We start from the raw sequence: 15,266 nt of genomic DNA, 5'->3' as shown, positions 1-15,266 counted from the left end.
ACCCTCGCGGTGCCCGTCGGTCGATCACGCGTTGGTGCCGCCGTCGACGGTGAAGAACGCGCCGGTGATCGTCCGACCCGACGGACCGGCGAGGAACGCGACGGTCTCGGCGATGTCCTCGGGCGTACCGAAACGGCCGAGCGCGGTCAGGTCGCGCTGTCCGGCCGCGCCGTCGGCGTCCGCCGGGTTCATGTCGGTGTCGGTGGATCCGGGCTGGATCAGGTTGACGGTGATCCCGCGCGGGCCCAGTTCGCGCGCGAGGGCTTTGGTGTAGCCGTTGAGCGCGGACTTGCTCAGGTTGTACAGCGACAGACCGCCGAAGGGCGCGTGCTCGGCCAGGTTGGTGCCGATCGAGATGATCCGCCCGCCCTCACCCAGATGCGGCAGTGCCGCCTGGCCGGCCACGAACGCGGCGCGGGCGTGGATGTTCAGCGCCTGGTCGATCTCGTCGAGGGTGAACTCCTCGTAGGGCTTGGCCGGGAAGATGCCCGCGTTGTTCACCAGCACGTTCAGCCCGCCCAGTTCCCGGGCGGTCCGTTCGACGGCGGCGACGACCTCGGCGGCGTCGGCGCTGTCGGCGCGGATCGGCAGCGCGCGCCTGCCGAGGGCCTCGATGTCGGCGGCGACCGATTTCGCGGCGGTCTCGTCACGCTGGTAGGTCAGCGCCACGTCGGCGCCCGCGGCAGCCAGCCGGCGCGCGATGGCCGCGCCGATCCCCCGGCTGCCGCCGGTCACCAGTGCCACGGTGTCAGTGCTCGTCATCAGGCGTGCTCCCATTTTGTAGTAGTCGATACATAAATAGGGAAGCGCATGACGGTCGGCCCGTCAAGAGTTTCTTATCGATCGACACAGAATTGCCGGAGCGCACCGGCGCGCGGTATGTTCATCGATCAGCACAGAGAGGATTCCCATGGCAGAACGCGGCCGCCCCCGCGGTTTCGACCGCGACCTCGCGTTGCGGCGCGCCATGGAGGTGTTCTGGGAACGCGGCTACGACGGCGCCTCCATGACCGACCTCACCACCGCCATGGGCATCAACTCCCCCAGCCTCTACGCCGCCTTCGGCGACAAGGAAGCCCTGTTCCGGGCGTCGGTCGACCTCTACGGCCGCACCGACGGCGGACTCACCGCCCGTGCCCTGCGCGAGGAACCCACCGCCTACGCCGCCATCGAGGCGATGCTGCGCGACAACGTCACCGCCTACACCGATCCCGGGCTGCCCAGCGGCTGCATGGTCGTGCTCGCGGGCGCGACCTACGCCACCAGGACCGCACCCATCCGCGAGTTCCTCGTCGAGGCCCGCCGCGAGACCGGCGAGGACATCCGCGCCCGGCTCGAACGCGGCGTCGCCGAGGGCGATCTGGCACCGGACACCGACACCGCCGCACTGGCCTCGTTCTACAGCACCGTGCTCTACGGACTGTCCATCCAGGCCAGGGACGGCGTGGGCCGCGACGAACTCGGCGCGGCGGTCGACAGCGCGTTGCGGGTCCTGGCCGCGGCCGTGCGCTAGTGCTTGCGCAGCGCGGCGATGCGCTCGACGAGCTGATCGGCGGTCGCCAGGGCGGTCGGCGGACCGCCGCACTCCCGGCGCAGTTCGCCGTGGATCACGCCGTGCGGCTTACCGGTGCGGTGGTGGTGCATGGCGACCAGGCTGTTGAGTTCGCGGCGTAGCTCGCCGAGTTTGTCGGCGGTGGCGACGCGCTCGGCGACCGCGGCGGGCTGGGGCGCGGTGACCACCTGGGTGCTGCGATCGGCCAGCTGACGGGTCTGGCGGTCGCGCAGCAGCGCGCGCATCTGCTCGGCGTCGAGCAGTCCGGGGATGCCGAGATAGTCGGCCTCCTCGTCGCTGCCTGCGATGGTGGCGGTACCGAAGGAGGAACCGTCGTAGATCACCTGGTCGAGTTCGGCGTCGGCGGCCAGCGCGACGAAGGACTTCTCCTCCTCGCCGGGCTCGTCCTTGGTCTTGTTGGCATCGATCAGCAGTTCGTCGTCGAGCGCGTTCTTCTCGCGATGCGGCTTGCCGATCACGTGATCACGCTGCAGTTCCAGCTGAGCGGCCAGATCGAGCAGCACCGGCACCGAGGGCAGGAACACACTCGCGGTCTCGCCCGGCCTGCGGGCACGCACGAACCGGCCGATCGCCTGGGCGAAGTACAGCGGGGTCGAGGCGCTGGTCGCGTACACGCCCACGGCCAGGCGCGGGACGTCGACGCCCTCGGACACCATGCGCACCGCCACCATCCACGGCTGGGTGCCCTTGGCGAACTCGTCGATGCGGCTCGAGGACTGCGGGTCGTCGGAGAGCACCACCGCGGGCCGCTCACCCGAGATGTGTTCGAGCAGTTCGGCGTAGTCGCGGGCGCGTTCCTGATCGGTGGCGATCACCAGGCCACCCGCGTCGGGGATGCCGGAGGCGCGCAGCTGGCGCAGCCGGGTGTCGGCCGCGCGCAGCACCGCCGAGATCCAGTCACCGGCCGGATCGAGCGCGGTGCGCCAGGCGCGTGCGGTCTGCTCGGCGCTGAGTGGTTCGCCCAGGCGGGCGGTGTGCTCCTCACCCGCGCTGTCGCGCCAGTGCGCGTCACCGGAGTAGGCCAGGAACACCACCGGGCGCACGACGCCGTCGGCGAGGGCGTCGGCGTAACCGTAGGAGTGGTCGGCGCGCGAGCGGGGGAAGCCGGATTCGTCGGGTTCGTAGGTGACGAACGGGATCTTCGAATCGTCGCTGCGGAACGGGGTTCCGGTGAGCGCGAGCCGGCGGGTCGCGTCACCGAAGGCCTCCTCGGTGGCCTCACCCCAGGTCTTGGCGTCGCCCGCGTGGTGGATCTCGTCGAGGATCACCAGCGTGCGGCGGTTCTCGGTGCGCACCCGGTGCCGGGTGGGATGCGCGGCGACCTGGGCGTAGGTGACCACGACGCCGTGATAGTCACCGGAGGTGCCGCCGGTGGAGTTGGAGAAGCGCGAGTCGAGCTGGATGCCCGAGCGGGCGGCCGAGGCGGCCCACTGGTGCTTGAGGTGCTCGGTGGGGGCGATGACGGTGATCTGGTCGACCGTGCGATCGGCCAGCAACTCCGCGGCAACCCGCAGGGCGAAGGTGGTCTTACCCGCGCCGGGGGTGGCGACCGCGAGGAAGTCGCGTGGTCGGGTGGCCAGGTACTTCGTCAGCGCGCGACGCTGCCAGGCACGCAGGGAACCCCCCGACGTACCTCCCGCGGCCGTCTCGCCCGGTGTACCCGCATCCTTCGCCGCAGCGGCGCCACCCGACCCAGTCACGCAGACGACCCTAGCCGCCCGGCACGGCGTGTCGCCAAACCGACGCGACACGGGCGACCGGCATCACAAACCTGCCCGAGGTCACCGCCCATTTATCTGTTACCCGACGACACGATGCCCGGCCCGCGCCACACGGACCGCGTTCGTGCGAGATGCTTGACACCGAGATGAGCAACGATCAGGTCCGGGCAGCCGACGCGGCACCCCCGCCGCAGACGCCCCCGCCCTGCGGTCCCCCCGCGCCGCCCACGGCACCGCCGCGGGCGGCTGGGCAACGTCCCCGCGAACACGCGCGGTGGGTGCGCTGGCTGACCTCGGCGTGGCGGCTGGTGGTCCGGGTGGCGGCGAAGTGCTGGAACGACTCGATCTTCACCAAGTCCGCGGCCGCCGCGTTCTGGCAGACACTGTCGCTGGCACCGCTGCTGCTGGGGCTGCTCGGCAGCCTCGGCTATGTGGGCGGACTGTTCGGACCCGACACGGTGGAGATCGTCGAGTCGAAGATCATCGCGTTCAGCCGCGAGTTCTTCAGTCCCTCGGTGGTGTCGGACCTGATCGAACCGACCGTCGACGACGTGCTCGGGCGCGGGCGCGGCGCGGTGGTGTCGGTGGGCTTCGTGCTGTCGCTGTGGGCCGGTTCCTCGGCCATGTCGACCTTCGTCGACGCCATCGTGGAAGCCCACGATCAGCAGGACGCACGGCACCCGGTCTGGCAGCGGATCTTCGCGCTGCTGCTGTACGTGCAGTTCCTGGTGGCCGCGGTGCTGATCCTGCCGGTGATCGCGCTGGGGCCGACCCGGATCGGGCAGGCGCTGCCCGAGACATGGCGCGAGCCAGGGCTGCGGCTGGTCGACACGTTCTACTACCCGATCGTCGGGCTGTTGCTGATCGTCGGGCTGACCACGCTCTACAAGCTGGCCCTGCACAAGACGCTGCCCTGGCACCGGCTGTTCGGCGGCGCGCTGGTGGCCGGGGTGTTCTTCATGGGTGCCAGCGATCTGCTGCGCCGGTACCTGTCCTCGGTCGCCGCCACCGGAGTGAGCTACGGCGCGCTGGCCACCCCGATCGCGTTCCTGCTGTTCACCTATTTCCTCGGCTTCTCAGTGATCCTCGGCGCGGAGTTCAACGCCGCCGTGCAGGAGTTCTGGCCCGCCCGGGCCACCAGGATCGAGCAGGTCAAGGAGTGGTTGTCCAAGGTCCGCGACGACGACGATGATGACGGCGACGAGCACGACGAAACGGCCGACGCCTCAGCGGCGGCGCCGACCTCCTCGACCACGGAACCCGCTCAGTCGCCCTTGCGCAAACCCTCGTAGACCTTCTTGCAGTCCGGGCACACCGGCGAACCGGGCTTGGGCGAGCGGGTGACCGGGAAGACCTCACCGCACAGGGCGACGACCATCGTGCCCATCACGGCACTCTCGGCGATCCGGTCCTTCTTCACGTAGTGGAAGAACTTGGGGACGTCGTCACCGGTCGTCTCGTCGGTCGTGGTTTCCGGGCGTACCAGAGTGTCTGAACTCATGCTCTCCATGATGCCGCATCCGGTGAGTCGCGCGCCGACCAGCCGCGTGTGCGGACGCGGACGCCGAGTGGGAGACTCGTTCACATGCAGTCCCACGGCGACACCCCCGGCGCCGACGAGCCGACCCCGGACCCGGAGGTCACGATGCCCGCCGCGTCCAGCGCGTCGCGGGGGTTCTTCCGCGCCGCCCCCACCGACCACCCCGTGCTGATCACCGAGGCGGCACCCTCGCTCGACGAGCAGCATCGCGCCAGGGTGCGCCGCTACCTGATCATCATGGGATTCCGGATCCCGTGCCTGCTCCTGGCCGCGCTCACCTACACCATGTTCGAGAATCCGCTGATCTCGATCCTGATCATCGCCGCCTCGGTGCCGCTGCCGTGGATCGCGGTGCTCATCGCCAACGACCGGCCGCCGCGCACCAAGGACGAACCGAGCCGCTGGGACGGCCACGAGGACCACACGGCCCTGGAATCAGGGCACCGCAAGGCCATCGACAGTTGAGTGCCGCGGGCGGCGGACCAGCACGGACATGATCGCCGCCAGCCCGCACAGCGCGCCCGCCACGTACCAGGCCAGGTCGTAGGAGCCGTGCAGGTCGCGGATGAAACCGGCGCCGGTGGCGGCGAGGGCCGCACCGACCTGGTGGGCGGCGAACACCCAGCCGAAGGCGATCGGGCCGTCGGCGCCGAACAGTTCCCGGCACAGCAGCACCGTCGGCGGGACGGTCGCGATCCAGTCCAGTCCGTAGAACACGATGAACACCCACATGCTGGGCTGGGTGTGCGGGCCGAGCAGCGAGGGCAGGATCAGCAGCGACAGGCCGCGCAGTGAGTAGTAGCCCAGCAGCAGGTAGCGCGGGTCGATCCGGTCCGAGAGCCAGCCCGAGGCGATGGTGCCCGCCACATCGAAGATCCCGATCAGCGCCAGCAGTCCCGCCGCGGTGGTCGGCGGCATGCCGTGGTCGTGGGCCGCGGTCACGAAATGCGTGCCGACCAGACCGTTCGTCGACGCGCCGCAGATGGCGAAACCGCCTGCCAGCAGCCAGAATCCGGGCTTGCGCGCGGCGGTGGCGAGAACGCTCAGCGCGCGGCCCGCGCCACCGGCGGCCGGTACGCGTACCCCCGCGTCCGAGCCGGCGGGCGCGCCGTAGGCCCGTACGCCGACATCGCTGGGGTAGTCGCGCACGAACAGCCACACCAGCGGCACCACCGACAGTGCGACCGCGGCCACGAGGATCGAGGGCAGTCGCCAGCCGTGATCGTGGGCCAGCATCGCCACCAGGGGCAGGAACACCAGCTGGCCGGTGGCGCCTGCGGCGGTGAGCACGCCGGTGACCAGGCCGCGACTGCGGACGAACCAGCGGCCGGTGATGGTCGCGACGAACGGCATCGACATCGATCCGACGCCGATCCCGACCAGCAGGCCCCAGGTGGTCACCAGCTGCCAGGACTGGGTCATGAACACCGTCAGCCCGCTGCCGAGGGCGATCAGCACCAGCGCCGAGCACACCACCCGGCGGATGCCGAACCGGTCCATCAGCGCGGCGGCGAAGGGCGAGATCAGGCCGTAGAGCAGCATGTTCAGCGAGACGGCCGCCGAGATCGTCCCGTGCGACCAGCCGAATTCGGTGTGCAGTGGCTCGATCAGCACGCTGGGGACCGAGCGGAAGGCCGCCGCACCGAGCAGCGCGACGAAGCCGACACCGGCGACGATCCAGGCCGGGTGCAGGCGGGTGGGGTTGCGGGCCTTCGGATCACTCGAGCGCAGATCGGTCACCCGAGCAGAGTGCCGGAACTTCGATGGACGAACGAGTGGCCGGAATGCCATCTTTCATCGACATCCTGCCAACCCTGCCCGGTGGCGGGTGCGCTAGCGTACGAAGAGTTCGTCGATGTTCCTCGGAGCCGCAAGGGAGACAGCATGATTCGCTGGACGTGGGCCTTCCTGGACCGCCCCGCCGCCACCTTCGACGCCTGTGTGCGGTTCTGGGCCACCGTCACCGGCTCCACCGTGTCCGTTCCGCGCGGTGAACACGACGAATTCGTCACGCTGCTGCCCGCCGACGGTCCCGCCTGGCTGAAGCTGCAGCGGGTCGGCGACGACGGCGGCATCCACCTGGACCTCGATGTCGACGACGTCGCCGCCGCGGTGACCGTCGCGACCGGGCTCGGCGCGCGCGTCGTCACCGACAGCGGCGGCTACGCCGTGCTGGAATCGCCTGCCGGACAAACCTTCTGCTTCACTCCGACCGGCACCGCGAGCATCGTGGACCCGAACACCGCGCCGGCCGTCGTGGCGAGCGCCCCGGACGGCACGGTGAGCCGCCTCGACCAGATCTGCCTCGACCTGTCCCCCACCGACCTGTCGACCGACACCACCTTCTGGCGAGACCTGACCGGCTGGGCCCACGAACCGGCCCGCCGCCCCGAATTCACCCGCCTGCGCGGCCCCGGCCAGCCGCTGCAATTCCTCGTCCAGCGACTCGACGACCCACGACCGGCCGGCGCCCATCCCGACCTGTCGTCCACCGACCTCGCCGCCACCGCCGCCTGGCACACCTCGCTGGGTGCCACCCGCGTCACCGAGACACCCCACTGGATCGTTCTGCGAGATCCGGGAGGCGTCCACTACTGCGTGACCGCCCGCGACCCCTACACCGGCCGCGTCCACTGACCATCGGGCCACGCGGCGGACCGGGTTCGACCCGCGCCGGAACGATCAGCTCGCCCAGGCCCGCATCGGCGGCGCGAGCCCAGACCGGCGGACATCCTCCCGGCTCTCGACGCGGCGTCCGGACAAGCTGCGGCGGGTCGCGGGTTCCTGTGCGCCTCGCCGACAGGGTGAATCCGGTGACACGCGGCCCGAACTGGTGGTTCACTGCCCGGGCGGTCCTGGCACAGTAGTCGGGTGCCCACGAACCCCACCGCCACCGGTTCCCTGCTCACCGCGCTGTGCCCGGACCTACGCGTCGCGCTCATCCGGGTCGGCTACACCGCCGACACGCTGGTCGAGGCGCTGGGCCCGGATGTGCACGCGGCGTTGAGCCGGTCGGAGCCGGTGCCGGTGCGCCGGGCCGCGCGGGCCGCGGGTGAACTCGGCACGCTGATCCGGCTGCTGCTGCTCGGCGACCAGTTGCCGGAGCGGGCGGTGGCGGACGCGCTGGCGCCGGTGCGCGTCGAGGATGCCGTGGCGGCGGGCCTGCTGGTTCGCGACGGTGACGAGATCAGGGCGGCGCTGGATCTGCGTCCGCTCGACACCGGCGCCGGCACCCGCTGGATCCTGTCCGATCTCGACGACTCGATGCGGCGGCGCACCCTCACCGAGGACCACGTGCTCGGAGTGGGCCACGCGTCGCTGTCGCTGCTGCGGGCGACGCCGACCGTCCCGGTCGGCACCGTGCTGGATCTGGGCACCGGGTGCGGCGTGCAGGCGGTCCACGCGGCCGGGTACGCGGGGCGGGTCACCGCCACCGACGTCAACGCGCGGGCGCTGTGGCTGGCGCAGGCCACGGCGGCACTGAACGAGCTCGACATCGAGCTGCTGGAAGGCTCGTGGTTCGAGCCGGTGGCCGGGCGGCGCTTCGATCAGATCGTCGCCAATCCCCCGTTCGTCGTCGGTCCGGCCCGCGTCGAGCACACCTATCGTGATTCCGGCCTCGCCCTCGACGGCGCCAGCGAACTGGTCATCGGCCAGGCACCCGATCTGCTCGCCCCCGGTGGTACCGCGGCGATGCTGGCGGCCTGGGTGCACGTCGAGGGGCAGGACTGGCGCCAGCGGGTGTCGTCGTGGCTGCCCGCGCACGGGGTGGATGCCTGGGTGGTGCAGCGCGATGTCGCCGACCCGGCGCTCTACGTCGGCACCTGGCTGCGCGACGCGGGCCTGGACCCCCGCGATCCGGCCGCCCAGGAGCGCGCCGAGGCCTGGCTGGCGGCCTTCGACGCCGCCGAGGTCGAGGGCATCGGTTTCGGCTTCGTCTACCTGCACGCCATCGACGGCCCCACCGAGCTGCTCGCCGAGGACCTGACCCACGGCTTCGAGGACCCGCTCGGCGACGAGGCGGCGGCCTACTTCGCCCGGTCGTCGTGGTTGCGCGCGGTGGCCGCCGACGAGGACCTCGCGTGGAGTTCCCGGTTCGCCCCGAGCCCGGCGACCGCGCTGGAACGGGTCTACCTGCCCGGCGAGCACGGCTGGGCCGAGCAGGTGGCGCGCCTGCACCGCGGCGACGGACCGCGCTGGCAACACGAGGTCGACGAGTCGACGATCGGGCTCGTCGCGGGAATGCGGCCCGACGGCCTGCCGTTGTACGAACTGATCGAACTCTTGGCCCTCGCCACGGGCGCCGACGAGGTCAGCCCGGAATTCGCCGGGCAGGCGCTGGGCGTGGTGACCGGACTGGTGCGCCACGGACTGGTGCGACCCGTCTGAGCCGCACCCCGGTGGGGGCGAGTTCCGACCTCGGTGCTCTTCTCAGGAACTTCTCAGCCGTCAAGGGCCGAACCCGCAGTTCAGAGCGGTTTACCGGCCGCGGGATCGGGAACTTTCTGTAAGTCGGGTCCGTTGATCGGAGTGAGACACCACCGACAGGAGGCAAGTCATGACAAGCCCCGCCACTACTCGTGTGCGCCCCAGCGAGTCCGATATCGACGCCCAGAGCCCCGCCGCCGACCTGGTACGCGTGTACCTGAACGGAATCGGCCGCACGGCACTGCTCACGGCGGCCGACGAGGTCGAGTTGGCCAAGCGTATCGAGGCGGGCCTGTATGCCCAGAACCTGCTCGAGACCGGCAAGCGGTTGACGGCGGCGCGCAAGCGCGATCTGGCGATCCTGGTCCGTGAGGGGCAAGCCGCCCGCTCACACCTGCTCGAGGCCAACCTGCGTCTGGTGGTGTCGCTGGCCAAGCGCTACACCGGCCGCGGCATGCCGTTGCTCGACCTCATCCAGGAGGGCAATCTCGGCCTGATCCGCGCGATGGAGAAGTTCGACTACGCCAAGGGCTTCAAGTTCTCCACCTACGCCACCTGGTGGATCCGCCAGGCCATCACCCGCGGCATGGCCGATCAGAGCCGCACCATTCGCCTCCCCGTGCACCTGGTCGAGCAGGTCAACAAGCTCGCCAGGATCAAGCGTGAACTGCATCAGCAGCTGGGCCGCGAGGCCACCGACGCCGAACTGTCCAACGAGTCGGGCATCCCGGTGGAGAAGATCGCCGACCTGCTCGATCACAGCCGCGACCCGGTGAGCCTGGACATGCCCGTCGGCAACGACGAGGAAGCCCCCCTCGGTGACTTCATCGAGGACTCCGAGGCCACCTCGGCCGAGAGCGCGGTCATCGCGGGCCTGCTGCACCACGACGTGCGCAGCGTCCTGGCCACCCTCGACGAGCGCGAGCAGCAGGTCATCCGCCTGCGCTTCGGCCTCGACGACGGCCAGCCGCGCACCCTCGACCAGATCGGCAAGCTGTTCGGCCTGTCCCGCGAGCGGGTCCGCCAGATCGAGCGCGAGGTCATGTCCAAGCTGCGCAAGGGTGAACGCGCCGATCGGCTGCGCGCCTACGCCAGCTGATCCGAAGAACCCGACGGCCCTGCGGGGTCGTCTTCCGAAACGCCGACCGGTGTCCGCGACCCCACCCCTCCGGGGTCGCGAGCCGGTCGGCGTTGTTCGTCGGACAGGTCAGGCCAACCGGCGCGGACCGGTGTCGAAGCGGCTCGGTTCGGGGCCGATGCGGGCCCTGGCGTAGATGATCTCGGCCGAGGCGGGCGCGGCCAGCACCGGATCGCACGAGAGCTCGCGCAGCTGCGGCAGGTCGTCGAACAGCGCCGAGATGCGTTGCGCCAGTTCGGCCAGTGCCGCCTTGTCGACCGCGGGCCCGGCCGCACCGCCCGAGAGCAGCGGGGCGGCGCGCGGCGCCTCGATCAACGCGACGGATTCCTCGGCGGTGAGCGGTAGCGCGCGATAGGCGCGGTCGCCGAGCAGGTCGATGATCATGCCGGAGAGCCCGAACTGGATCACCGACCCGAACGAGGGGTCGTCGGTGACCCGCAGCACGCAGCCGACGCCCTTGGTCGCCATCTTCTGCACGTGCAGCAGCGGGTCACCACAGATCTCGACCAGGTCGGTGTAGGCCTGGCGGACCGCGTCGGGCCCCCACAGATCGAGGCGGACCCCGAGGAGATCGGGCCTGCGCCGCCACAGCTCCCCGGTGGCCTTCGCCGCGACCGGGTAGCCGAGTTCCTCGGCGGCCGCCACCGCCTGGTCCGCGTCGCGCACCGCCCGGAACTCCACCACGTCGATGCCGTAGCAGTCGAGCAGCAGCGCCGCCTCCTCGTCGCTGAGCCACCGGCCACCCGATTCGGCCAGCCACCCCTCGACGAGTGCCGTAGCCGCGGCTGTGTCGATGCCAGGCGGGCGTACGACCGGTGAGACGGGCCGGTCGCGCCACCGCGCGTACCGGTCGACCCTGGCCAGTGCCCTGGCGGCCCGCTCCGGGTCGGGATAGGACGGAATGGAACCGCGCGCGGGCGCGCCGCCGGTGGTGCGGACCGCCAGCTGCCGCGGGATCCCCGATTCGGCGACGAAGGTCGTCAGCACCGGCTTGTCCTGATCCGATGCCGCGGCGGCCGCGCGCAGTGCGTCACCGAATCCGCCCATCGGCACCGGGACCGGCGGGGCCACCACGACGATCACCGCGTCGACCTCGTCACTGCGCAGCGCGGCCGTGACCGCCTCCCGGTAGTCGGCCGGGGTGGCCTCCGGACCCAGGTCGACGGGTCCGTCGACCGCGGCGCTGCGGGCATTGCGCTCGGTCGGCCGGGCGCCGGGACCGCGATCCACCGCGGTCACCGGCCGGTGCACGCGCAGGCCCTCGCTGTGTGCCGCGTCGATGGCGAGCCAGTTCAGTGCGGCGCTGTTGCCGATCACCGCGACGCGTGGGCCCCGCGGCAGGGGCTGACAGGCCAGGAGGGCCGCGCAGTCGAACAGCTCCGAGATCGAGTCGACCTGGATGATCCCGGCCTGGGTGAACAGGTCGCGCACCACCGTGCGATCCATGTCGGTGCCCGCCGCGAGCCGCCCGCTGCTCACCGCGACGATCGGCTTGCCGCGCGCCACCCGCCGGGCCAGCCGGGAGAACTTGCGGGGATTACCGAAGCTCTCCAGGTAGAGCAGGATCACCTCGGTGTCGGCGGCGGTGTCCCAGAACTGCAGCAGATCGTTGCCGGAGACATCGGCGCGATTGCCCGCCGACACGAAGGTCGACAAGCCGAGGTTGCGGGCGGCGGCCTCACCCAGAATCGCCGCGCCGAGCGGGCCGGACTGGCAGAAGAACCCGATCCGGCCGCGCTCGGGCAGGACCGGGGCCAGCGTGGCGTTGAGGCCGACGGCCGGGTCGGTGTTGGCGATACCGAGCGCGCTGGGCCCGACCACCCGCATCCCGTGCCCACGGGCCGCGGCGACCAGATCGTGTTCGGCGGCCAACCCGGCCGCGCCGGTCTCCCCGAAACCCGCCGTGAGCACGATCAGCCCCTTGACGCCCTTGGCCATGCAGTCGTCGAGGACCGCGCCGATCGCGGCGGGCGGCACCGCGACCACGGCCAGATCGACCTCGTCGGGGATCTCGCGCACGGTCGCGTAGGCGCGCACCCCGCGCACCGACCGGCGGTTCGGGTTCACCGGGAACACCGGCCCGCTGAACCCACCGGCGAGCAGGTTGGCCAGCACCGCGCCGCCGACCCTGGTCCGCTCGGGCGATGCCCCGATCACCGCGACCGAGCCGGGCGCGAGCAGATTGCCCACGCTGCGGGCCTCGGAGGCGGCCTCGCGCGCGTCGCGCACGGTGCGCAGCGCCTCGGTGGGGTCGATGGCGAACTCCAGATGCACCTCGGCGCCGTCGCGGCTGCGCTGCAGCTGATATCCGGCATCGCGGAAAACCGTGATCATGGCCTCGTTCTCGGCCAGCACCTCGGCGACGAACGCCGCCACCTCGTTCTCGGCCGCGGCGCCGGCGAGGTGTTCGAGCAGCACCGAGCCCAGCCCGCGGCCCTGGTGCTCGTCGGCCACGACGAAGGCCACCTCCGCCGCGCGCGGACCCGGCCGGTCGAGCAGTTCGTAACGCGCGACGCCGATGATCGCCGTGCCGAGGACCGCGACCAGCCCGACCCGGTCGTGATAGTCCACGTGTGTGGTGCGGTACATGTCCTTGGGCGAGATCTGCGGGTACGGACCGAAATAGCGCAGATAGCGTGTGCGGTCGGAGAGGCGGGCGTGGAACACCGCCAGTGCCTCGGCGTCGGCGGGCATGATCGGGCGCACGCGGACCACCCCGCCATCGGCGGCGAGCACGTCGCCGTACCAATGCTGCGGTGGCGCAGGCGGATTCGCGGGCGTGTCCGGGGTGTCGGGCAGCAGTGGTTCAGTCACGGGGGTCCTCCGGGTCGAGCCCGAGCAGGCCGAAGCTCGACCGCCGGGTGGCCGTGATGGCGGTGTCGATCGCCCGCTGCGCGCGGATCTGGCCCGCGTCACCGATCTCGGGCGTGCCGCCGGGCCCGTCCCAGGGGCGGTAGGCGGTGTCGCCGCCGTCGCCCATCGTCGTCGGGGGTTGCACGCGGGGCGCGGACACGCGCACCTGTTCGATCCAGTCCTCGGGCACCGGTGTCTCCGGCGCCAGTGGCCGATCCAGCGCGGCGGCCAGCAGGTGGGTCCAGGCCCGTGGCACCACCCGCACCACGCCGTATCCCCCGCCGCCGATGGCGAGCCAGCGTCCTTCGGCGTACCGATCGGCGAGTTCGCGCATGGCGAGGAAGGCCGCGCGCTGACCGTCGACGGTGAGTTCGAGGTCGGCCAGCGGGTCCTCGCGGTGGGTGTCGACGCCGCACTGGCTGACGATGATCTGCGGCCGGAATGCCGCCACCGCGCCGGGCACCACCGCGTGGAAACCCCGCAGCCACTGCGCGTCTCTGGTACCGGGCAGCAGCGGCAGATTGATCGAGGTGCCCTCCGCGGCGCCCACCCCGGTCTCCTCCGGCCAGCCGGTGTTGGGCCACAGGGTCGCCGGATGCTGGTGCAGCGAGACGGTGAGCACGCGCGGGTCGGCGTAGAACGCGCGCTGCACACCGTCACCGTGGTGGACGTCGACATCGAGGTAGGCGATACGGTCGTAGCCGTGATCGAGCAGCCACGAGATGGCGATCGCCGCGTCGTTGTAGATGCAGAACCCCGCCGCCGAATTCGGCATGGCGTGGTGCATTCCGCCACCGATGCTCACCGCGCGCAGCGTCCGGCCCGCCGCGATCTCCCCGGCGGCGGCGAGCGTGCCGCCCACGATCACCGACGCCGCCTCGTGCATGCGCGGGAAGACGGGGTTGTCGGCGGTGCCGAGTCCGTAGGCGGTGTCCTCCGGTGTCGGCGGTCCGGCACCGGCCCGGCGGACCGCCTCGATGTAGGCGCCGGTGTGCACCCGCAGCAGATCGGCCTGGGTTGCGGCGGCCGGGGCCAGCGGCTCGATACCATCGAGCAGGCCCAGACTTTCGGCCAGCGACATGGTGTATCGCAGCCGCGCCGGTTTCATCGGATGGTCCGGGCTCCAGGTGTAGCCGAGGAATCGCTCGGTCCACACGACGGTGCCGGAGTGTTCGCTACGCGGCGACGTGACCATGGTCGCCACGCTAGCCGGAAGCAGCGGCCCCCGTGTGGCGTTGACATGCAGTAGAAATAGGGCCGCTGGTCCGGCACGCGGACCGGTGTTCGCGCGTGGGTAGAATTCGTGCCGACGAAGGGGTAACAGGTGAAGGATCTGGTCGACACCACGGAGATGTATCTCCGTACCATCTACGACCTCGAGGAGGAGGGCGTGGTGCCCCTGCGGGCGCGCATCGCCGAACGCCTCGAGCAGAGTGGTCCGACGGTGAGCCAGACGGTCGCGCGCATGGAGCGCGACGGCCTGCTGCTCGTCGCGGGCGACCGCCATCTCGAGCTGACCGACAAGGGCCGCTCCATGGCCGTGGCGGTGATGCGCAAGCACCGCCTCGCCGAGCGCTTGCTCGTCGACATCATCGGCCTGGATTGGGAGAACGTCCACGCCGAGGCGTGCCGGTGGGAACACGTGATGAGCGAGGACGTGGAGCGGCGCCTGATCGAGGTGCTCAACCACCCGACCACCTCGCCCTACGGCAACCCCATCCCCGGCCTCGACGAGCTCGGCCTCGGGACCGTGCCGCTGGCCGAGGAGACGCTGGTCCGGCTCTCCGACCTGCCCAACGGCGCGCTGCACGCCGTCGTGGTGCGCAGGCTGGCCGAGCACATCCAGACCGATCCCGAGGTGATCGGGCGGCTGCGCGAGGCGGGTGTGGTGCCCGACGCGCGCGTCACGGTGGAGACCAAGCCGGGCGCGGTGATCATCACGGTGCCGGGCCACAGCGGTTTCGAACTGTCCGACGAGATGGCGCACGCCGTCCAGGTGAGGCTGGTCTGATT

The 15,266-nt window shown here is 71.2% G+C and carries 13 protein-coding genes; 7 read left to right on the top strand and 6 right to left on the bottom strand.

Annotation, left to right across the window (positions count from 1 at the left end; genetic code table 11):
- Window positions 1–24: 24 nt before the first annotated feature.
- A complete protein-coding gene (locus ACFVVM_RS01080; protein WP_387611642.1) occupies window positions 25–762 on the bottom strand; it encodes an SDR family NAD(P)-dependent oxidoreductase in 738 nt (245 codons plus the stop codon).
- A gap of 148 nt (window positions 763–910) precedes the next feature.
- On the opposite strand from ACFVVM_RS01080, the gene ACFVVM_RS01075 reads away from it, so the two are divergent.
- A complete protein-coding gene (locus ACFVVM_RS01075) occupies window positions 911–1,513 on the top strand; it encodes a TetR/AcrR family transcriptional regulator (protein WP_387611640.1) in 603 nt (200 codons plus the stop codon).
- Here ACFVVM_RS01075 and ACFVVM_RS01070 read toward each other — a convergent pair.
- Window positions 1,510–3,189, bottom strand: coding sequence for a DEAD/DEAH box helicase (locus ACFVVM_RS01070; protein ID WP_387616689.1), 1,680 nt, complete (start codon window positions 3,187–3,189; stop codon window positions 1,510–1,512). The two genes, ACFVVM_RS01075 and ACFVVM_RS01070, sit on opposite strands and share 4 nt — an antisense overlap.
- 251 nt (window positions 3,190–3,440) lie before the next feature.
- On the opposite strand from ACFVVM_RS01070, the gene ACFVVM_RS01065 reads away from it, so the two are divergent.
- Window positions 3,441–4,586: a YihY/virulence factor BrkB family protein gene (locus ACFVVM_RS01065; protein WP_387611638.1), complete on the top strand. Its 1,146-nt coding sequence runs from the start codon at window positions 3,441–3,443 to the stop codon at window positions 4,584–4,586.
- Here the strand turns inward: ACFVVM_RS01065 and ACFVVM_RS01060 are convergent.
- A complete protein-coding gene (locus tag ACFVVM_RS01060; RefSeq protein WP_071931720.1) occupies window positions 4,559–4,795 on the bottom strand; it encodes a DUF3039 domain-containing protein in 237 nt (78 codons plus the stop codon). The two genes, ACFVVM_RS01065 and ACFVVM_RS01060, sit on opposite strands and share 28 nt — an antisense overlap.
- 144 nt (window positions 4,796–4,939) lie before the next feature.
- Here ACFVVM_RS01060 and ACFVVM_RS01055 point away from each other — a divergent pair, with 144 nt between their 5' ends.
- Window positions 4,940–5,299, top strand: a complete 360-nt coding sequence (locus ACFVVM_RS01055) for a DUF3099 domain-containing protein (RefSeq protein ID WP_387616687.1) — start codon at window positions 4,940–4,942, stop codon at window positions 5,297–5,299.
- Here the strand turns inward: ACFVVM_RS01055 and ACFVVM_RS01050 are convergent.
- Window positions 5,270–6,625: an MFS transporter gene (locus ACFVVM_RS01050; protein WP_387611635.1), complete on the bottom strand. Its 1,356-nt coding sequence runs from the start codon at window positions 6,623–6,625 to the stop codon at window positions 5,270–5,272. The two genes, ACFVVM_RS01055 and ACFVVM_RS01050, sit on opposite strands and share 30 nt — an antisense overlap.
- Before the next feature lie 93 nt (window positions 6,626–6,718).
- Here ACFVVM_RS01050 and ACFVVM_RS01045 point away from each other — a divergent pair, with 93 nt between their 5' ends.
- From ACFVVM_RS01045 to ACFVVM_RS01035, 3 genes are all read left to right on the top strand, one after another.
- On the top strand, window positions 6,719–7,471 hold the full coding sequence (locus ACFVVM_RS01045; RefSeq protein WP_387611632.1) for a VOC family protein: 753 nt from the start codon (window positions 6,719–6,721) through the stop codon (window positions 7,469–7,471).
- Between the two features lie 234 nt (window positions 7,472–7,705).
- Complete coding sequence (locus tag ACFVVM_RS01040) at window positions 7,706–9,223, top strand: methyltransferase (RefSeq protein WP_387611629.1); 1,518 nt, start codon at window positions 7,706–7,708, stop codon at window positions 9,221–9,223.
- 169 nt (window positions 9,224–9,392) lie between these two features.
- On the top strand, window positions 9,393–10,361 hold the full coding sequence (locus ACFVVM_RS01035) for a sigma-70 family RNA polymerase sigma factor (RefSeq protein ID WP_387611626.1): 969 nt from the start codon (window positions 9,393–9,395) through the stop codon (window positions 10,359–10,361).
- 108 nt (window positions 10,362–10,469) lie between these two features.
- Here ACFVVM_RS01035 and ACFVVM_RS01030 read toward each other — a convergent pair whose 3' ends face one another.
- Together ACFVVM_RS01030 and ACFVVM_RS01025 are read right to left on the bottom strand one after the other, a co-directional pair.
- On the bottom strand, window positions 10,470–13,214 hold the full coding sequence (locus ACFVVM_RS01030) for a GNAT family N-acetyltransferase (RefSeq protein WP_387611624.1): 2,745 nt from the start codon (window positions 13,212–13,214) through the stop codon (window positions 10,470–10,472).
- Window positions 13,207–14,448: an acetoin utilization protein AcuC gene (locus ACFVVM_RS01025; RefSeq protein WP_387611621.1), complete on the bottom strand. Its 1,242-nt coding sequence runs from the start codon at window positions 14,446–14,448 to the stop codon at window positions 13,207–13,209. Before ACFVVM_RS01025 ends, ACFVVM_RS01030 begins: the two co-directional genes overlap by 8 nt.
- A gap of 129 nt (window positions 14,449–14,577) precedes the next feature.
- On the opposite strand from ACFVVM_RS01025, the gene ACFVVM_RS01020 reads away from it, so the two are divergent.
- On the top strand, window positions 14,578–15,264 hold the full coding sequence (locus tag ACFVVM_RS01020) for a metal-dependent transcriptional regulator (protein WP_387611619.1): 687 nt from the start codon (window positions 14,578–14,580) through the stop codon (window positions 15,262–15,264).
- Window positions 15,265–15,266: the final 2 nt, after the last annotated feature.

Source organism: Nocardia sp. NPDC058176 (assembly GCF_042883805.1).
Taxonomy (GTDB): Bacteria; Actinomycetota; Actinomycetes; order Mycobacteriales; family Mycobacteriaceae; genus Nocardia.
Note: the sequence above shows the minus strand (reverse complement) of the source record. Positions and strands in the feature narration are given on the sequence as shown.